The organism is Enterobacter sp. RHBSTW-00175 (assembly GCF_013927005.1).
Taxonomy (GTDB): domain Bacteria; phylum Pseudomonadota; class Gammaproteobacteria; order Enterobacterales; family Enterobacteriaceae; genus Enterobacter.
The window spans coordinates 262114-280532 of the sequence record NZ_CP055930.1; the positions used below are offsets into that span (position 1 = coordinate 262114).

At 52.6% G+C, this 18419-nt stretch carries 16 protein-coding genes and 1 pseudogene; 5 read left to right on the forward strand and 12 right to left on the reverse strand.

Going from position 1 to position 18419, the window contains the following annotated elements:
• Window positions 1-5: 5 nt before the first annotated feature.
• From bglF to HV107_RS01245, 6 genes and pseudogenes are all read right to left on the reverse strand, one after another.
• A pseudogene (bglF, locus tag HV107_RS01220) lies at window positions 6-1977 on the reverse strand (PTS beta-glucoside transporter subunit IIABC).
• Window positions 1978-2002: 25 nt separating this feature from the next.
• A complete protein-coding gene (gene bglG, locus HV107_RS01225) occupies window positions 2003-2836 on the reverse strand; it encodes a transcriptional antiterminator BglG (protein ID WP_014071014.1) in 834 nt (277 codons plus the stop codon).
• A 165-nt stretch (window positions 2837-3001) separates the two neighbouring features.
• Window positions 3002-4357: a carbohydrate porin gene (locus HV107_RS01230; RefSeq protein ID WP_182061749.1), complete on the reverse strand. Its 1356-nt coding sequence runs from the start codon at window positions 4355-4357 to the stop codon at window positions 3002-3004.
• Between the two features lie 354 nt (window positions 4358-4711).
• Window positions 4712-5644, reverse strand: a complete 933-nt coding sequence (gene dusC / locus HV107_RS01235) for a tRNA dihydrouridine(16) synthase DusC (protein ID WP_182061750.1) — start codon at window positions 5642-5644, stop codon at window positions 4712-4714.
• A gap of 65 nt (window positions 5645-5709) precedes the next feature.
• Window positions 5710-6489 carry a type I methionyl aminopeptidase gene (gene map, locus HV107_RS01240; RefSeq protein ID WP_182061751.1) on the reverse strand — a complete coding sequence of 260 codons (780 nt, stop codon included), beginning with the start codon at window positions 6487-6489 and terminating at the stop codon, window positions 5710-5712.
• Window positions 6470-6688, reverse strand: a complete 219-nt coding sequence (locus HV107_RS01245) for a ParD-like family protein (protein ID WP_014071020.1) — start codon at window positions 6686-6688, stop codon at window positions 6470-6472. The genes map and HV107_RS01245 overlap by 20 nt, the downstream gene beginning before the upstream one ends.
• A 185-nt stretch (window positions 6689-6873) precedes the next feature.
• On the opposite strand from HV107_RS01245, the gene HV107_RS01250 reads away from it, so the two are divergent.
• From HV107_RS01250 to HV107_RS01270, 5 genes are all read left to right on the forward strand, one after another.
• On the forward strand, window positions 6874-7269 hold the full coding sequence (locus HV107_RS01250; RefSeq protein ID WP_182061752.1) for a CidA/LrgA family protein: 396 nt from the start codon (window positions 6874-6876) through the stop codon (window positions 7267-7269).
• Window positions 7266-7961, forward strand: coding sequence for a CidB/LrgB family autolysis modulator (locus HV107_RS01255; RefSeq protein ID WP_182061753.1), 696 nt, complete (start codon window positions 7266-7268; stop codon window positions 7959-7961). Before HV107_RS01250 ends, HV107_RS01255 begins: the two co-directional genes overlap by 4 nt.
• A gap of 128 nt (window positions 7962-8089) precedes the next feature.
• Window positions 8090-8974: a cytidine deaminase gene (cdd, locus tag HV107_RS01260; RefSeq protein ID WP_182061754.1), complete on the forward strand. Its 885-nt coding sequence runs from the start codon at window positions 8090-8092 to the stop codon at window positions 8972-8974.
• Between the two features lie 127 nt (window positions 8975-9101).
• Window positions 9102-9821 (forward strand): outer membrane permeability protein SanA, encoded by a 720-nt coding sequence (gene sanA, locus HV107_RS01265; protein WP_182061755.1) that lies wholly within the window; start codon window positions 9102-9104, stop codon window positions 9819-9821.
• 120 nt (window positions 9822-9941) lie between these two features.
• A complete protein-coding gene (locus tag HV107_RS01270) occupies window positions 9942-11330 on the forward strand; it encodes a glutamine synthetase family protein (RefSeq protein ID WP_182063440.1) in 1389 nt (462 codons plus the stop codon).
• A gap of 46 nt (window positions 11331-11376) precedes the next feature.
• Here the strand turns inward: HV107_RS01270 and mglC are convergent, their stop codons facing one another.
• From mglC to folE, 6 genes are all read right to left on the reverse strand, one after another.
• Window positions 11377-12387 carry a galactose/methyl galactoside ABC transporter permease MglC gene (mglC, locus tag HV107_RS01275; RefSeq protein WP_182061756.1) on the reverse strand — a complete coding sequence of 337 codons (1011 nt, stop codon included), beginning with the start codon at window positions 12385-12387 and terminating at the stop codon, window positions 11377-11379.
• A gap of 15 nt (window positions 12388-12402) precedes the next feature.
• Entirely contained in the window at window positions 12403-13923 is a 1521-nt protein-coding gene (gene mglA, locus HV107_RS01280; protein WP_014071027.1) for a galactose/methyl galactoside ABC transporter ATP-binding protein MglA, read from the reverse strand.
• Window positions 13924-14002: 79 nt separating this feature from the next.
• Entirely contained in the window at window positions 14003-15001 is a 999-nt protein-coding gene (gene mglB / locus HV107_RS01285) for a galactose/glucose ABC transporter substrate-binding protein MglB (protein WP_014071028.1), read from the reverse strand.
• Window positions 15002-15295: 294 nt separating this feature from the next.
• Complete coding sequence (gene galS / locus HV107_RS01290) at window positions 15296-16318, reverse strand: HTH-type transcriptional regulator GalS (protein ID WP_182061757.1); 1023 nt, start codon at window positions 16316-16318, stop codon at window positions 15296-15298.
• A 155-nt stretch (window positions 16319-16473) separates the two neighbouring features.
• Window positions 16474-17631 (reverse strand): DUF418 domain-containing protein YeiB, encoded by a 1158-nt coding sequence (yeiB, locus tag HV107_RS01295; protein WP_182061758.1) that lies wholly within the window; start codon window positions 17629-17631, stop codon window positions 16474-16476.
• An 18-nt stretch (window positions 17632-17649) separates the two neighbouring features.
• A complete protein-coding gene (gene folE / locus HV107_RS01300; RefSeq protein ID WP_014071031.1) occupies window positions 17650-18318 on the reverse strand; it encodes a GTP cyclohydrolase I FolE in 669 nt (222 codons plus the stop codon).
• Window positions 18319-18419 lie beyond the last annotated feature (101 nt).

Here is an 18419-nt window from a genome sequence, read left to right on the forward strand (position 1 = left end):
TCCTGTTATTGATGGCTTACGCTGAGTAACGGGGTTCCGGCATTGACGGACGTCGCCGCCACGGTCACCACTTCGCGGTACTCGTCGCTGTTACTGATAATAATCGGGGTCGCCAGATCGTATCCGGCATCAAGAATGGCCTGACGATCAAACTCCAGCAGCAGGTCGCCCGGCTGTACTTTGTCTCCCACCTTCACGTGGGCGGTAAATGGCTTGCCGTCGAGTTTCACGGTGTCGATCCCCACATGGATCAACACTTCAATGCCACTTTCACTGAGCAGGCCGATGGCATGTTTGGTCTGGAACAGCGAGGCCACCTCGCCGGCAAACGGCGCAATTACCTTGTTATCCGCGGGAATGATGGCCGCACCGTTGCCCAGCAGGCCGCTGGCAAAGGTGGCGTCCGGCACCTGGTCCAGCGCCAGCACGGTACCGGTCATCGGCGACAAGACTTCGTTTTCGCCTACGCTCGCCGGTACTGCCGTTTCTTGCGTGGTACGCCGTGGCATCCCCGCCACCAGCGTCAGGCCGCAGCTCAGCACCAGCGCCACGACTGTACCGATAATACCGCCCCACAGAGTTGCATCCACGCCGCCTGGCGGGATCATCTGCGCGATGGTAAAGATGTTGGCAAAGCCGAACGAATAGACATGGGTATCGCTAAAGCCGACAATCGCCCCACCGATCGCCCCCGCCACACAGCCAAAGATAAACGGGCGGCGCAGCGGCAGGTTAACGCCATACACTGCCGGTTCGGTAATCCCGAAAATCCCCGCCGTGACAGACGACCCCGCCAGCATTTTCTGGCGAGCATCACGGGTACGCAGGAAGATACCGAGCGCCGCCCCCACTTGCCCGAACACCGCAGGCAACAGCATCGGTAGCATGGAATCGTGGCCAAGCACGGCCAGGTTGTTGATCATCAGCGGCACCAGCCCCCAGTGCAGACCGAAAATCACGCAGACCTGCCACAGCGCACCCATTGCCGCGCCCGCCAGCCACGGCGCCAGCACGTAAATCCACTGGTAGCCGTTTGCCAGCATCTGACTCAGCAAGGTCGCCAGCGGGCCAATCACCAGGAAGGTCAGAGGCACGGTAATGCCTAAGCAGATCAGCGGCGCGAAGAAGTTTTTCATCGACGGCGGCAGAAGCTTCGTGCTCTGTTTTTCCAGCCAGCAGCTCACCCAGGCCGCGAGGATAATCGGGATCACCGACGAACTGTAGTTGAACCAGGTCACCGGAATACCGAGGAATGCATCAGCCACCGCACCCGGCTGCTGGCTGGCGGTAAACGCCGAGATCATCAGAGGGTGTGTCAGTGCGCCACCAATCACCATGGTGATAAATGGGTTGCCGCCAAACTTCTTCCCTGCGGTGTAGCCCAGCACCAGCGGGAAGAAGAAGAACAGCGCGTCACTGGCCGCAAACCAGATTTTATAAGTCCCGCTGTCGGTGGTGAGCCAGCCGCACACCACCGCCAGGGCCAGCAGTCCTTTCAGGATCCCTGAAGCCGCCAGGATGCCGATAAACGGAGTGAAAATCCCGGAGACGATGTCAATCAGACGCCCCAGCAGATTGCCTTTTTCACCCTTCTCTTCCACGACGGGCGTATCATCCGTCAGCCCTGCTTCGCTTCGTACCGCCTTCCAGACGCTGTTCACATGGTTACCAATCACCACCTGAAACTGGCCGCCGCTTTCGACAACCATAATCACGCCCGGATTTTTCTTCAGCCCTTCGGCGTTCGCTTTTTGATTGTCTTTCAGTTTGAAGCGCAGTCGGGTGGCGCAATGGACAAGACTGACGATGTTCTCTTTACCGCCAACGTGGCCGAGAATATCCTTCGCTAAAGCCTGGTATTCCATCTCGATTTCCTTACATCCGATGCCCGCAGGCACCTGTTGACTGAGTATAAAAATAAAAAAACCCGAGAACGTCCTCCTTTCGAAGGCCGCGCTCAGGTTTTGCCTGCGTTATGCAGTAACAATCCAGATTTTGAGGCTTAACGCCCCTCTTTTCTCACCCGTTCAATATGAATGGCGAGGAACATAATTTCTTCGGTTGTCAGCTCGCGCTGATAACTTTTCTGCAAATGCTGCGCGATTTTCTCGGCGCACTTCCAGGCTTTCGCGTAGTTGTCTTTCACCGCCGTATGCAGAGATACATCATCGTCTTCCACCACGGTGCGGGTGAGCATCCGTTGGGCAAAGAACTTCAGATGGGTAACAAAACGCTGATAGCTTAACGACTCTTCGTCGTACTCCAGGTGCAGCTGGTATTTCACCAGTTGCAGGATCTCCTGCATGACCCGGGTAACGTGCATCACTTCCGGCATTTCGCTGTTCAGCTGCGCGGTCACCAGATGCAGCGCGATAAACCCGGCCTCATCCTCTGCCAGTTCGACATTCAGGCGTTTGGCGATAATGGCCCGCGCCTCTTGCCCCAGTTCGAACTCTTTTGGATACAGGCGTTTAATATCCCACAGCAGCACGTTTTTGATTGCCAGCCCTTTCTTTTGCCGTTCAATCGCAAAGTAGCAGTGGTCCGTTAAGGTGATATACAGACTGTCCTGCAATTTCCCTAACCGCTGCGCTGCCAGTCCAATGATGCGGTCGCAGGTGGTCATCACTTCCAGCGGGATCTGACTCAGTAGTTCCCCCAGCCGACGCACCAGTTCGTCACTTTGCAGCGCAAACACTTTTTCGACAAGCGCAGTATCCAACTCTTCACCGACGCGCTTCTGGAAGGCAAGTCCTCGCCCCATCACAACCTGTTCGCGCCCGCGTTCATCCTGAACAACCACCACATTATTATTAAGAATTTTGGCGATTTTCATCGGAACTCCAGAAACAAAAAAACCTGACCTCCGGCAGATGCCAGAAAATCAGGTTTTGCCTGCCTAAGCAGTAACAATCCAGTTCTGGCACTCTATCAGTTTCATTCGTAGCTTCAATGTGTCACGAGCAAAAACGTGACGCAGATCGTACTTGCTACGGTTTAATCAGAAGGTCACAACGGTTTTCAGTTCGGTTACCCATGCATCCTGAGTGCGGGCAACCCCACCCGGATGGTGCCAGTACTGAATACCCGGTTGTAGTTCCAGCCAGGATACCGGACGGAAGCGATAATAGAATTCACCGTTCACCGAGTGACCCGGAACAGGGTGATACGCCGGATCGTTATAGTCAGAAACACCGCTCAGGGAATTCAGATACCGCTGGTTACGCGCGTACTGGCTGCTCATATCAATCCAGGTCAGACCAAAGCCAATCCAGTCATCCGGGCGGGCGTCAAACAGCCCGCGGTAGCGTAGCGAGGCGGCGTAGACCTGATGCATATAGTTACTGCTTTGATCGGCAAGGCTCATGCTGACAGAGGTGCTCAGACCGCGATTGGGATCGTCCTGATGCCGCGTCAGCTGCTGGTTCAGCCCGGCATACATAAACCAGGTCCGGTTATGCTCTTCGTATCCTTCAGGGTCACTTGCCCCTGCACCACCCGATTTTCCGCGATAGAGGTCAGCCTGCGGCGCATTGGTAAACACCACGCCCAGGTTGTACGCCCCCGGCAGCCCGTTAATCAGCGGACGGGCTTCGATTTCAACCGGCAGTAGGACGCCCTGGCTGCCTTTCGTTGACCAGCTCCAGGCGTGGTTACGGCTGGAGGCATCCGGGTTTTGCTCCATCACACCGCCTTTTAAGGTAACGGTTGGCGTCACTTTATACTCAAGCGTGGTGCCCCAGGTGTGGACGTTCCAGTTGTTCCAGGTCAGCGAGTTGGCCGATTTCCCGCCGCACTGGGAGAGCATCTGGAAATCACACGGGATGATTTGGTCGAAGGTTTGCACCTTGTTCATCATTCCGATACGCCAGGTCAGGCGACGGTCATCAAAGCTACGGGCAAAGGTCAGCCAGCCCAGACGGGTAATGGACTGCCCTCCCCAACTCTCCTGGGTCAGGTCGTTAAAGTTGACGCGCGGATCCTGCACACGTTTGGTGGTGAGATCGTCGTTGTGATTACGGTTGACGATATTCCCTTCGATGCGTGCATCCGGGATGCCGGTCCAGCGCTCCAGATCCTGATTGAAGGTCAATGCAAACTGGTCAATATAGGCCACATGGGAGTCGTGGTTGTAACCGCCGCCGCCATTCCAGCCGATTTCATTCAGATAGCCCAGGTTGTAGGTAAACCCGTTGTCATTGAGGATCTTACGAATGCCGAGCATATCGCCCAGGATCGGGTCGGGCGGCGCTTCAAAACCTAACACCGTCCCGTTCCACTCCTGCGCCATCGACAAAGGAGAAACCGTCAATAAGGCAAGTGCGCACAGCTTATAGTGAATATTTTTATATGCCATAATTAAACCTGTGATTGAGTATTTAGTGCGTAACCGGTCGCAGGCAATTTATATATCACCTGTCATCATTAAATTTATTTTGGTAATAGCAGCCCGTGCAGTTATTCAATAACCACAAATGGTGTCCTGCTTTATTTCTGCGTATCGCGTTAAGGCAAATGTCTCTCCTGCGTAAATGACAGGCAAAAAAAAACCTAAGCGCTCCACAGCGATGAGCGCCGTGGAACGCTTAGGTTTTGCCTGTTAACCAGTAACAATCCTGCGTTGAAAACAGTGGCACCTTAACACCCTCGTGCCACATTGAAAACCGGATTTGTTTTATATATTAAAAAAGTGTGAGCAAATTAACGCTTATTATTTTGACTGAATGACGCGTGCAATATCCGCCGATGTCTGTAACGTGCGGATCTCCTGGAATAATCCCAGCGCCTCAGAATATTCTTTACGCAAATAACTCAGCCACTGTTTAATCCGCGCGACGTGATACAAACCGGTATCCCCCTGCTTTTCCAGGCGGGTATATTTTTGCAGTAAGGTGACGACATCCGGCCAGGCCATGCGTGGCTCATTGTATTTCACCACCCGGCTGAGGTTCGGCACGTTAAGGGCGCCACGCCCAATCATCACCGCATCACAGCCGGTCTCTTTCAGACAGGCCTGCGCGCTGGCGTAATCCCAGATTTCGCCGTTGGCGATAACGGGAATGGTGAGTCTTTTTCGGATCTCGCCAATTGCCTGCCAGTTGATGCGTTCGGCTTTGTAGCCATCTTCTTTGGTGCGGCCATGCACCACCAGCTCGGTGGCCCCGGCCTGCTGCACCGCATCGGCGATTTCAAACTGCCGTGCATCGCTGTCCCAGCCCAGGCGCACTTTTACCGTCACCGGCAAATGCGAGGGCACGGCTTCACGCATGGCTTTAGCGCCACGGTAAATCAGCTCCGGATCTTTGAGCAAGGTCGCACCGCCACCGCTGCCGTTCACAAGCTTAGACGGACAGCCACAGTTGAGATCAACCCCATACGAGCCAAGCTCAACCGCGCGGGCGGCGTTTTCCGCCAGCCATTCAGGGTACTGACCCAACAGCTGAATACGCACCAGCGTGCCAGAGGTGGTACGGCTCAGACGATGCAGCTCCGGGCAGAGTCGGTAGAATGATTTTGCTGGCAGCAACATATCGACCACGCGCAAAAACTCCGTCACGCAGAGATCGTAATCGTTCACCTCGGTCAGAAGTTCGCGTACGAGGGAATCGAGCACGCCTTCCATTGGGGCCAGTAAAACACGCATATCAGTACCTGTGAAAAAAGACGCGCTATAGTAGCCGCTCTCCAGGTATGTTGAAAGCCCGGAGGTTAATCCGGGATCGTCTCGTCAGGCCGCAGAGTAAGGACGTCAAAACCATCGGCTGTAACGGCAATGGTATGCTCCCACTGGGCCGACAGTTTTTTATCGCGGGTGACCACCGTCCAGCCATCTTTTTTGGTTTTGATCCGGCTGTCCCCCTGGTTCACCATCGGCTCAATGGTAAACACCATTCCCTCTTTCAGCACCGCGCCTTCACCCGGTTTGCCGTAGTGCAGCACCTGCGGATCTTCGTGCATCTCTTTACCCACACCGTGTCCGCAATATTCGCGCACCACGCTGTAGCCGTTGCCTTCAACGTGCGACTGAATGGCGTGGCCAATGTCCCCAAGCGTTGCGCCGGGTTTCACCGCCTTGATCCCCTTCCACATGGCCTCATAGGTTTTTTTCACCAGCCGGCGCGCCAGCGGTGACACGTCACCAATCAGGTACATTTTGCTGGAGTCGGCAATCAGGCCGCCTTTCTCAAGGGTGATATCCACGTTGACGATTGACCCGGTTTTCAGGTGTTCCGACTCTTTCGGGATCCCGTGGCAGACGACCTCGTTTACCGAGGTGTTCAGCACGTACGGAAAGTCATACTGCCCTTTACTGGCCGGGCGGGAGTGCAGCTCATTAACAATAAAATCTTCCACCCGGTTGTTGATTGCCATCGTCGTGACCCCGGGCTGGATAAATCCGTCTAACATGGTAAACACGGAGGCAAGCAGTTCGCCGGCATGGCGCTGCGTTGCAAGCTCATCAGCCGTTTTAATGATTATTGACGGCATTGATCACCTCCAGCAGACGGTCGGATCCTGATTTCAGCATCATCATCTTAATTTGTTGGTAATTGAGTTCAGGATAGAGTTCGCACAACATCCCCAGACGGAGCCAGTATTCGGCCTGCGCGTTCACCGAGCGCGACATAGCCTTACTGGCATCGCGGATGTCGTCATGCAGCAGGTCAGATATTTTTACGATTCCCATTTATACATACCGTAACGATTCATATATGAATCATATATTCTCATTTAACCGGCGCCCTGTCCATTTGTGGAAATGCCCGACGTTCCATTCAGGAATGTCTGGTATGCTCAAAATTCATGATGTGATCCGTGGCACATTTCCGGGTTTAATTGTATGATGAATGCGTTTCATCAAGGACTTTCACCATGAGCAAATCATTGAATATCATCTGGCAGTACTTGCGCGCATTCGTCCTGATTTACGCTTGCCTCTACGCCGGGATTTTCCTCGCATCGCTGCTTCCTATCACTATTCCTGGCAGCATTATCGGGATGCTGATCCTGTTTGTTCTGCTGGCGCTGCAAATCTTGCCGGCAAAATGGGTCAACCCTGGCTGCTTTGTGCTCATCCGCTATATGGCCCTGCTGTTCGTGCCTATCGGTGTCGGGGTGATGCAGTACTTTGATTTGCTCAAAGCCCAGTTCGGCCCCATCGTTGTGTCTTGCACGATAAGCACGCTGGTGGTTTTCCTGGTAGTCAGCTGGAGTTCGCATCTGGTTCACGGCGAACGTAAAGTGGTTGGGGAGAAAACAAAAAAATGATGGCCAATATCTGGTGGTCGCTGCCGTTAACGCTGGTCGTGTTCTTCGCCGCACGTAAACTTGCCGTACGTTTTAAGATGCCATTACTTAACCCACTGCTGGTGGCAATGGTGGTGATTATTCCTTTTCTGCTGCTGACGGGCATCCCGTACGAGCGCTATTTCGCTGGCAGCAAAATTTTAAACGACCTGCTGCAACCTGCCGTTGTCGCACTCGCCTTTCCTTTATATGAACAGTTACATCAGATCCGCGCGCGCTGGAAATCCATCATCACCATCTGTTTTGTCGGTAGCCTGGTAGCGATGATCACCGGGACTTCCGTCGCGCTATTGATGGGGGCATCTGCGCAAATTGCCGCTTCTATTTTGCCGAAATCCGTCACCACGCCTATTGCGATGGCCGTAGGTGGCAGCATCGGCGGCATTCCGGCGATCAGCGCCATGTGCGTCATTTTCGTCGGTATTCTGGGTGCGGTATTTGGTCATACTCTGCTGAATCTCATGAAAATCCGGACTAAAGCCGCCCGTGGCCTGGCGATGGGAACCGCCTCACACGCCCTGGGCACCGCGCGCTGCGCTGAGATGGATTATCAGGAAGGTGCATTTAGCTCGCTGGCGCTGGTAATCTGCGGGATCATGACCTCCCTGATTGCGCCATTCCTGTTCCCGGTTATTCTGGCCGTTGTGGGCTAAAATTTGCGATGCGTCGCGCAAATTTCATTTTGCTTTCATAAGTTGCATAAATAATGAGAAGTGGATCACATATAAAGCCCTGACGGCTCCGTACACTACCGATCCATTAACCTTTATGAGGCATTGCCATGCATCCACGTTTTCAAGCCGCTTTCGCCCAGCTTGCAGAGAATTTGCAGTCAGCCCTGGCCCCGGTTCTGGCGGATGAGCATTTCCCCGCCCTGCTGACGGCAGAGCACGTCACGACGCTTAAACAGGCGACGGGGCTGGACGAAGACGCGCTGGCTTTCGCACTGTTGCCGCTGGCTGCCGCCTGTGCCCGCGCCGATCTCTCCCACTTCAACGTTGGTGCCATTGCACGCGGCGTGAGCGGAACCTGGTATTTCGGCGGGAATATGGAATTCCTCGGCGCCACCATGCAGCAAACGGTTCATGCAGAGCAGAGTGCCATCAGCCACGCCTGGCTTCGTGGCGAAACAGCGCTGAGTGCCATTACCGTTAACTACACCCCGTGTGGTCACTGTCGCCAGTTTATGAATGAACTGAACAGCGGGCTGCAACTGCGTATCAACCTGCCAGGCCGTGCACCGCACACCCTGGGAGATTACCTGCCAGATGCCTTCGGTCCAAAAGATCTCGATATCAAAACACTGCTGATGGACGAGCAGGATCATGGCTTTGCGCTTTCCGGTGACGCGCTAAGCGAAGCGGCAATTGTTGCTGCAAATAAAAGCCATACCCCATACAGCAAATCACCAAGCGGTGTGGCGCTTCAGTGCCGTGATGGCCGCATCTTTAGCGGCAGTTACGCTGAAAATGCGGCATTCAACCCAACGCTGCCGCCTCTGCAAGGCGCACTGAATCTGTTGAACCTGAACGGATACGATTACCCTGATATCCAGCGCGCGATTCTGGCAGAAATTGCCGATGCACCGCTGATCCAGTGGGATGCGACCGCCGCCACGCTGAAAGCGCTCGGCTGTACCACCATTGATCGTGTACTGCTTGCGTAATACTGAGTGCGGGCAGAAATGCCCGCATATCTGATGAAAAACCCCTCAGTTGAATCGCTGTTTCTTGCTCTTACCGGACGGGTAAAGTAGCCTGAGTGAAATCCCATCTTCGGAACGAGCCATCTGCATGTTAAAGCGCGTTTTTTACAGCCTGTCTGTCCTGGTCGGCATACTGCTGTTGACTGCGCTTGGCCTCGACCGCTGGATGAGCTGGAAAACCGCCCCCTACATCTTTGATGACCTGCAAGACCTCCCTTACCGCCAGGTTGGCGTGGTGCTCGGCACCGCCAAGTACTATCGCACTGGCGTTATCAATCAGTATTACCGTTACCGTATTCAGGGTGCGCTTAACGCCTACAACAGCGGCAAGGTAAATTACCTGCTGCTCAGCGGTGATAACGCACTGCAAAGCTATAACGAGCCGGTAACGATGCGTAAGGATTTGATTGCCGCAGGCGTCGATCCCGCCGATATCGTGCTCGACTACGCCGGTTTCCGCACCCTCGACTCTATCGTGCGGACCCGCAAGGTGTTCGACACTAACGACTTCATCATCATTACCCAGCGTTTCCACTGCGAACGCGCGCTGTTTATCGCGCTGCATATGGGTATTCAGGCCCAGTGTTACGCCGTGCCATCACCTAAAGACATGCTTAGCGTACGCGTACGTGAGTTTGGTGCCCGTTTTGGCGCGCTGGCCGACCTGTACATATTCAAACGTGAACCGCGCTTCTTAGGCCCGCTGGTGCCGATCCCGGCGATGCACGAAGTCCCTGAAGATGCGCAAGGTTACCCGGCGGTGACACCTGAGCAATTGCTGGATATGCAGAAAAAAGAGAAAAAATAGCCCTCTTTTATTCTTTCTTTACGACACCAGCCACTCTTTTTATCCCTCCTTTACACCCGCCCTTTTAAGCTGAGTTCACTGCCGTTACGGCTTCATTGAAGAATCACTATGAACTCAATAATGAATGCTTTTTTCCTGAAAAATATCCGCCAGTACTTCAACTTTCCGGGCTTATCTCTTCCGGGCACCCGCAATTCCGGCCTGTATTTGGATGAGAAAATGGCGGCCATGAAGCGCACGTTTTCGGTGGAAGTGGCGGATTATCTGGAGCGTTACCCGCAGACAAAACACATTGACGTTTATCTGAACGATATCAATGGCATTATGCGCGGTAAGCGACTTTCAGTGGATAACATGCTGAGTCTCGAGAACGGCTGCTATTTCCCTCTCTCGGTCTATTCGATGGATCAGAAAGGGAAGATCGCCGCACCTCTTCATGATGAGCCAGACCGGCTATGCGTTCCGGTCGCTGGTTCCCTGCGCCCTTCTTTGCACGATCCGCAGCACAGCGCGCAGATCCTGCTGACGATGAAAGACACTAACGGGCAAGACTGTCCGTTTGAACCCCGCGTGATATTGCAGAATGTCCTCGAACGCTTCCACCAGCATGGGCTTTTCCCGGTGATTGCGCCGGAAGTTGAGTTCTATCTGACGGGGAAAGGCGCTCAGGATCCGCAAAATCAGGGCTGCTTTCATATGGACACCTCAGCGGCACACGCGGCACTGTTTGATGAGCTGGAACAGCTGGCACATTGCCAGCATATCCCACTCACCGGGATCGTAGCTGAGGCTGAATCCGGCCAGTTCGAACTGAACCTCAGGCACAGTCATCGGGTGGTTGAAACGTGCGATAACGTGCTGGCGTTACGCCGTTTGACCCGCTTTGTCGCCGACAAAAACGGTCTTCAGGCCAGCTTTATGGCTAAACCCTTTAGCCTTCAGTCCGGTAGTGGTCTGCATTTCCATTTCAGTCTGAATAATATTCACGGCGAAAACGTGTTTGCCTCACCCGCCGAGGAACTCAATGGCATGATGCGCTTATGTATCGCGGGCCAACTGGCGCTGATGCCCGCATCCATCGCCATTCTTGCTCCGGGCGTTAACGGCTTCCGCCGTTTGCGTAAAAACCTTACCGAGCCGTTGTTCAATTCCTGGGGCTATAACACCCGCTCTGCCGCGCTACGCATACCCTGCTCGGATGAGGGCAATCGTCGTATTGAGTATCGGCTCGCCGGCGCAGATGCCAACCCCTATCTGGTGGTCGCTACCATCCTGACCGGTATGTTGTATGGACTGGAAAAGGTCGATGAGCAAGATTTACAAGAGCCGCAACATGATGAACCTGTACTGCCGCTTTTCCAGCAGCAAGCTATCGAGGCATTTTCCGGCAACCAATATCTCATTGATAGCCTGGGCGAGGCCTTTTCACAGCAGTGGATTGCCTGCAAACTTTCTGAGCTCGAAGGGTTTGAACGTATCGTCACCGAGCAAGAATTGACGCTTGCGTGAAATAAAAAGCCCGCTCAGAGAGCGGGCCTGATAATGCAAGGTATCTTTATTTCTTACGGGCGTATTTCAGTGAATCCAGCGCTACCGCGAAGATGATGATTGCGCCTTTGATGATGTACTGCCAGTACGGGTTCACGCCGATGTAGGTCAGACCGTAGTTGATAACAGTGAAGATAATTACACCAGTTACCACGCCGAGCACCGTACCTACGCCACCGCTGAAGGAAACGCCGCCGACCACGCACGCTGCAATCGCATCCAGTTCGTACATGAAGCCGAGGTTGTTGGTTGCAGAACCGATACGACCTGCTTCCAGCATCCCGCCGAAGGCGTAGAACACACCAGACAGGGCATAAATCATCAGCAGATTCAGAGCCACGTTTACGCCGGACACTTTCGCCGCTTCCGGGTTACCACCGATAGCGAAGATGTTCTTACCGAAACGGGTTTTGTTCCACAGGACCCAGACGAAGGCCACCGCAATCAGTGCATAGAAGGTGATATACGACAGGCGGAAGCTGCCCAGCGCGATAAACCCTTGCGTAAATGTTGAGAAGCCGCTGTCGAAGCCTGAAATTGGGGATGCACCCACGAAGTCATAGTACAGGGAGTTGATACCGTAAACGATGATCATCGTACCTAAGGTGGTGATGAATGGCGTCACGTTCAGGTAAGCGATGATGATGCCGTTAATCAGGCCAATGATCGCACCGATGACACACACAATCAGGATCACCACGAAAATCGGCATGGTCGCCATTTCCGGGAAGACTTTGTTGGCGTTTTCCATCGACTGCAACATGGTTGCTGCGATAACCGCTGCAAGGCCAACCTGACGCCCTGCGGAAAGGTCAGTACCCTGGGTCACAATCAGACCTGCCACGCCCAGTGCGATAATAATACGCACGGAAGACTGAGTCAGAATGTTACTCAAGTTCAGCAGGCTTAAGAACGTAGGGTCCTGGAAAATGATGATGGCCAGTAACACTAAAAGAACAACGTAAATACCGCCGTCTTTCAGATAAGTGAGAAAACTTTTTTTATTTAACGCACTCATGAGGAGCCCCTGATCTTAAAGGTGCAAAGACGCAAGACGGAGAATTTCGTTTTGCGTTGTCGTTTTGGTGTCAACAATACCGGCAACGAGACCATTGCTCATAACCAGAATACGATCTGTGATCCCTAACAATTCCGGCATTTCGGAAGAAATAATAATGATCCCTTTATTCTTTTTAGCCAGCTCAGCAATCAACTGATAAATTTCAAACTTTGCACCCACATCGATACCGCGGGTTGGTTCATCCAGCATCAGAATTTCTGGCTGGGTTAATAACCAACGCCCGATAATAACTTTCTGCTGGTTACCCCCTGACAGAGAGCCGATTTGTGTACGGTGGCCTGGCGTTTTAACACGCATGGAGTCAATAACCCACTGGGTATCACTCTTCATACGGGAATTATCCAGCAGACCGACTTTGTTCTTATAATTACGAATATTCGAAATTAACGAGTTAAAGTTAATATCCAGATAAGCGTAAATACCGGTAGAACGACGTTCTTCCGTCACCAGCGCAAAACCATGGTTAATGGCTTCGTTGGCGTTGTGGTTGTTAATTTTTTTACCGTGCAGCGTAATGGTGCCGTCGGCTTTTTCGCGAATACCAAACAGGGTTTCCACGATATCGGTACGTTTGGCACCGACCAGCCCTGCGATCCCCAGAATTTCGCCTTTATGCAGGTCAAAAGAGACATCGCGAATGGACGGCTGACGCAGCGAGGTCAGGTTACGCACCTCAAGGATCACTTCACCCGGTTTGTTCTCACGGTCCGGGAAGCGCTGGTTCAGTGAGCGGCCAACCATCATGGCAATGATCTTGTCCATGTCCAGGCCTTCGAGCGGCTGAGTGGCAATCCACTGACCGTCACGCAGGATGGTAATTTCATCACACAGCTGGAAGATCTCTTCCATTTTGTGCGAGATATAGACAATACCGCAGCCGCGATCTTTGAGTTTACGAATAATGGTAAAAAGGTGGTTAACCTCTTTTTCCGTTAATGACGATGTCGGTTCATCCATGATGACGATTTTTGCATCATAAGAGAACGCTTTTGCAATTTCGATCATCTGCATCTGGGATACCGATAATGTGCCGACGCGGGCGCGCGGATCGATATCAATATCCAGTTCATCGAAAATGGCTTTGGTGTCGCGATACATTTTATCCTGATCGACAAACACACCTTTGGTTGGATAACGACCCAACCACATATTATCCATAACCGAACGTTGCAGTACCAGGTTCAATTCCTGGTGAACCATCGAGATACCGTTTTCCAGTGCTTCTTTAGCTGAATGGAAATCGATCTCTTTCCCCTGAAAAAGTATGCTGCCAGAATCTTTTTGATAGATCCCAAAAAGACATTTTAATAATGTCGATTTCCCTGCACCGTTTTCACCCATTAAGGCATGAATAGAGTGAGGACGAACTTTTAAATTAACATTATCGAGTGCCTTAACACCGGGAAAAGACTTGTTGACACCGGTCATTTCCAACAAGTATTCACCGGACGACTGAGTATTTGTGCTGACCATAATTATACCTTGTTGGCCTCGCATATCGCGTTATAAAAGGGCGCAACGAATTGCGCCCAGTGGAGACAGTACTAATGACTTATTTACCGATAAACTCAGCCAGGTTGGACTGGTCTACGCCCACGTATGGAACGCGAACGATTTTGTTTTCAATCTTCCAGTTGGTGCCATCAGCTGCACCTTTACCGTCGGCCAGGTTTTTCGCCAGATCGAAGGTGGCTTTCGCCTGGTTGTTAGCATCGTTCAGAACGGTACCGGCCATTGCGCCAGATTTAACCAGCGCCAGTGCTTCAGGCAGAGCATCCACACCGAACACAGGGATGGAAGATTTGTTGTGTGCTTTCAGCGCTTCTACTGCACCCATTGCCATCGCATCGTTGTTGGCGATAACCACTTCGATTTTGTTAGCATTCGGGCCAGACAGCCACGCGTCCATCTTATCTTTCGCCTGAGCGGTATCCCACATTGCAGTATCTAACGCCAGTTGCTGAGTTTTCAGGCCTTTGTCGTTCAGTTCTTTGATAACGTAAGTGGTACGTGCTTCAGCATCCGGGTGGCCTGGTTCGCCTTTCAGCAGAACGAACTGGATCTGACCATCTTTGTTCAGGTCCCAGTTAGGGTTTGCCGCCCAGTGTTTAGCAATCAGATCGCCCTGGATAATACCGGACTCTTTAGAGTCAGTACCTACGTAAAACGCTTTGTCATAGCTGTCCAGCGCTTTACGAGAAGGTTCTTTGTTGAAGAAAACGATTGGCACATTCTGGCCACGCGCTTTCTCGATAACTGTGCCTGCCGCTGCTGGGTCAACCAGGTTGATTGCCAGTGCTTTCACGCCTTTCGCCAGCAGTACGTCGATCTGATCATTCTGCTTGGACTGGTCGTTCTGGGAGTCATTCATCAGCAGCTGAACGTCTGGCGCTGCTTTAGCATCTTTCTCGATAGCTTTACGAACAACAGACATGAAGTTGTCGTCGTATTTATAGATTGTCACACCAATACGGGTATCCGCAGCGTGCGCTGTTGCACCAAAAAGCATACTTGCCATAACAGCAGACAGAGTCAACACCTTCTTATTCATGGTATCTCCGGTTTTTTTATGCAGGGTAGTTCTTGTGAATAACGGTCGGCGGGCAGGTGTTAAAAAAACGTTACTGACAGCCGAAGTTCACTTATAAAATTTCTATCTTCCGTGTTCGGTAACGCTCCAGAAATGCGTTTTATTGGTTGTTTGCGGTACTTTGGCTATAGTGAAAGTGATTAATCACCGTTACATAGCGTTTCAGCTCCTAAAACGCTGACATCATAGTAAGCGCCTTGTTAAGATACTGTGAATTTACTCACAGATTGAAAACGGTTACATCGACCTACGTAATCAGTTAGTGATCGGAACCACAGTTTGCCGAATAGATACCGAATGGCGACGCACTAAAGTCGGCATGAAACAGTGTGTTGCCCCCGGATCCAACTGCCCTGCCGCGCCTTGTAACGCCAGCTCAGTCGCCAGTTTTGCCATTGAAGCAATCGGATATCGCACCGTGGTCAGCTGCGGATCGGTGTAACGCGCAATCGGGATATCATCAAAACCAATCAGCGACAAATGCTGTGGCACCGCAATTCCGTTGTCTTTCAGCGCCGTAAGCGCGCCCGCCGCCATGTTATCGTTGTAGGTAAAGACAGCAGAAAGGTGAAGATTGCGCCCCAGCAGTTCGACCATCGCCGCTTCCCCACCCTGCATATCAGGCGAGCCAGTACCCACCCAGCTTTCCAGAGGCGTAATGCCGTGCTCTTTCAGCGCCCTCTGCCACCCTTCGCGGCGCATAGCATCGTCTTCAATATGATGGTTGGATGCCAGAAAGCCGATACGCTGATGGCCATTGTTAATCAGCATCCGCGTGGCCATCATGGCACCGCTGACGTTATCCAGCCCGACACAACGGTGGGCGTAACCTGGAACAATTCGATTGATCAGCACCATACCAGGGATTTGTTCCATAAACCCTGCCAGCTCCTCATCACTCAAGGCTTTTGAGTGAACAATCAATGCGTTACATCGCTGGCGAATCAGAACTTCAATCGCATGACGCTCTTTTTCAGCCTCATGATAGCTATTGCCAATCAGCACATACTTCTGGTGCTGCTGCGCGACAACGTCGACCGCTTTGACCAGCGCGCCAAAGAATGAGTCAGATACATCCATCACCACCACACCAATGGTGTCACTTACCTGGGTGGCTAACGCCTGGGCATTGGCATTCGGCCTGTATCCCAGTTGCGTGACGGCTTTCATCACGGCTTCACGAGTTTCAGGGCTGACCAGCGCGCTGTTGTTCAGCACGCGCGAGACAGTAGCAACAGAAACGCCCGCCTGGCGGGCGACATCACGAATGGTGATCATATTCACCATCCTTAATAGGATTGCAGCAACTCACAGACACCCCCTGTGTTAAGCAAGGTGGCTATTTTGGCAGCGAGAGAAAGGGGACTACGTGAAGAAGCTCACACGGATGAAAACGTTTACATCCGTTTTGTTAATGATTGTGATCCAGATCGTTATCTGGATGTATTACTCAATGATACACCCGAAGCATGTGCGGTTAATTGCCGCCATAGCCATTCCAGTGGTCCCTGGCGGAAATAACGCAGCCAGATAACCGAAAACGCCACATTCACGACCCATACCGGAATAACAAACGCCAGCAGTTCGAGTCGGTCGAATTTCATAAACAGACCGAAACGATAGAAAAGCGTGGTGCAAATCAACGTTTGCAGTAAGTAATTGCTCAGCGCCATTCGCCCGACACAGGCAACGGCACTGACTAACCAGAAGCGACACAGCTGTGGCCAGAAGCCATAAATCAGCGCCGCATAGCCAACGGTCTGGAACGGTGCGCCAAGCTCGCGAGGCACCTGAAGCAGGAAGGCACACCAGCGGTAATTCCAGTCAAGATGCCACTGCATCACGATTGCCGGAACATTAATCAGCACACCAATCGCAACCAGCCCGGCCCCGACTCGACGATAATGGCGAAGGCTGAATTCGCCTTTCAGCCAGCCCGTTCGCATCAGCGAGGCGCCCATCAGCATCATTCCCGCCAGCTGCCAGCCATACTGCGCCCCCAGCGCCAGAAGATTGTCACCGAGCATATCTGCGCGGTTGCTTATTGCTTCCACGCCACCTTTCAGCTTCCAGAACTGTTCATACTGGAGGTTCGCCGCATCCGGGATCCACGAACGGTTGGTAGCGTCGCCCGAGATCATCCCCAGCAGTATCAGCACACCGATGCCCATGAGATACAGCATAACGCCGGTGTTAAAGAGGCTTTTCACGCTGTGCGCATCGCGGATCAGTCGCCAGCAGATTAAGCCGACTAATCCATAAGCCAGCAGAATATCGCCGTCCCAGAAAAGCAGGCCGTGGATAAAACCAAGAATAACTAACAGAGTCAGACGAGACTGTATCCAGCGCGTACCGCGCTTTAACAGCAACTGAAGACCGGCACCAAACAACAGCGCAAAGAGGGTGAGGAATTTGACCTGGGCGAAAAGATCGAGCAACGCCCACGTCCAGGCATCGCTACGGGTGATGTCACCGTACCACGCCGGGTTGAGATAAGCGGCCTTTGGCAAACCAAAGGCGCTGATATTAAGCAGCAGGATACCGAGAATGGCGACGCCGCGAACAAAATCGAGCGTGACATTTCGCTCCATGTACCCTGCCCTGCCTGATTAGTTGTGGTGACGCACCGCGCGCAGGAACTCCTGGCGAGTGTTCTGGCTGGATTTAAACAGGCCGCCCAGAGACGTAGTGGTGGTCGCACTGGTCGCATCACGAACGCCGCGCGCTTTCACACAATAGTGAACCGCATCAATAGACACCGCCACGTTATTGGTTCCCAGCAATGTTTGCAGCGCAGTCAGGATCTGTTGCGTCAGACGTTCCTGTACCTGCGGGCGCTGCGCAAAGAAGCGCACGATACGGTTGATTTTCGACAGACCAATAACCGTATCTTTCGGAATGTATGCCACGGTGGCTTTACCGTCGATAGTGACGAAGTGATGCTCGCAGGTGCTGGTCAGCGTAATGTCGCGAACCGTTACCATCTCATCAACCTTCATCTTATTTTCGATAACGGTGATTTTCGGGAAGTTAGCGTAGTCCAGGCCCGAGAAAATCTCATCGACATACATTTTCGCGATGCGGTGAGGGGTTTCCATCAGGCTGTCATCGCTCAGATCGAGATTCAGCAGTTGCATAATCTCGGTCATATGGCCGGAAATCAGACGTTTACGTGTTTCATTGTCCATCTCCTGAACGGGTGGACGCAGAGGCGTTTCAAGGCCGCGCGCAAGCAGGGCTTCATGAACCAGGGCAGCTTCTTTACTGAGTGATGACATTTTTTTCTCCCGCAGGTGTGGCTGTCTTCTGCCCTCGTTGTGGCAAAAGTGTGCGCTCATTGTGCGTGAGGCGGCGCACATAATCCAGTATTCACGACGAT

What these genes read in the sequence shown, in the direction of transcription:
- bglG (WP_014071014.1), bottom strand. Translation starts at nt 2,836, where the DNA reads ATGAAAATCGCCAAAATTCTTAATAATAATGTGGTGGTTGTTCAGGAT.
- HV107_RS01230 (WP_182061749.1), bottom strand. Translation starts at nt 4,357, where the DNA reads ATGGCATATAAAAATATTCACTATAAGCTGTGCGCACTTGCCTTATTG.
- dusC (WP_182061750.1), bottom strand. Translation starts at nt 5,644, where the DNA reads ATGCGTGTTTTACTGGCCCCAATGGAAGGCGTGCTCGATTCCCTCGTA.
- map (WP_182061751.1), bottom strand. Translation starts at nt 6,489, where the DNA reads ATGCCGTCAATAATCATTAAAACGGCTGATGAGCTTGCAACGCAGCGC.
- HV107_RS01245 (WP_014071020.1), bottom strand. Translation starts at nt 6,688, where the DNA reads ATGGGAATCGTAAAAATATCTGACCTGCTGCATGACGACATCCGCGAT.
- HV107_RS01250 (WP_182061752.1), top strand. Translation starts at nt 6,874, where the DNA reads ATGAGCAAATCATTGAATATCATCTGGCAGTACTTGCGCGCATTCGTC.
- HV107_RS01255 (WP_182061753.1), top strand. Translation starts at nt 7,266, where the DNA reads ATGATGGCCAATATCTGGTGGTCGCTGCCGTTAACGCTGGTCGTGTTC.
- cdd (WP_182061754.1), top strand. Translation starts at nt 8,090, where the DNA reads ATGCATCCACGTTTTCAAGCCGCTTTCGCCCAGCTTGCAGAGAATTTG.
- sanA (WP_182061755.1), top strand. Translation starts at nt 9,102, where the DNA reads ATGTTAAAGCGCGTTTTTTACAGCCTGTCTGTCCTGGTCGGCATACTG.
- HV107_RS01270 (WP_182063440.1), top strand. Translation starts at nt 9,942, where the DNA reads ATGAATGCTTTTTTCCTGAAAAATATCCGCCAGTACTTCAACTTTCCG.
- mglC (WP_182061756.1), bottom strand. Translation starts at nt 12,387, where the DNA reads ATGAGTGCGTTAAATAAAAAAAGTTTTCTCACTTATCTGAAAGACGGC.
- mglA (WP_014071027.1), bottom strand. Translation starts at nt 13,923, where the DNA reads ATGGTCAGCACAAATACTCAGTCGTCCGGTGAATACTTGTTGGAAATG.
- mglB (WP_014071028.1), bottom strand. Translation starts at nt 15,001, where the DNA reads ATGAATAAGAAGGTGTTGACTCTGTCTGCTGTTATGGCAAGTATGCTT.
- galS (WP_182061757.1), bottom strand. Translation starts at nt 16,318, where the DNA reads ATGATCACCATTCGTGATGTCGCCCGCCAGGCGGGCGTTTCTGTTGCT.
- yeiB (WP_182061758.1), bottom strand. Translation starts at nt 17,631, where the DNA reads ATGGAGCGAAATGTCACGCTCGATTTTGTTCGCGGCGTCGCCATTCTC.
- folE (WP_014071031.1), bottom strand. Translation starts at nt 18,318, where the DNA reads ATGTCATCACTCAGTAAAGAAGCTGCCCTGGTTCATGAAGCCCTGCTT.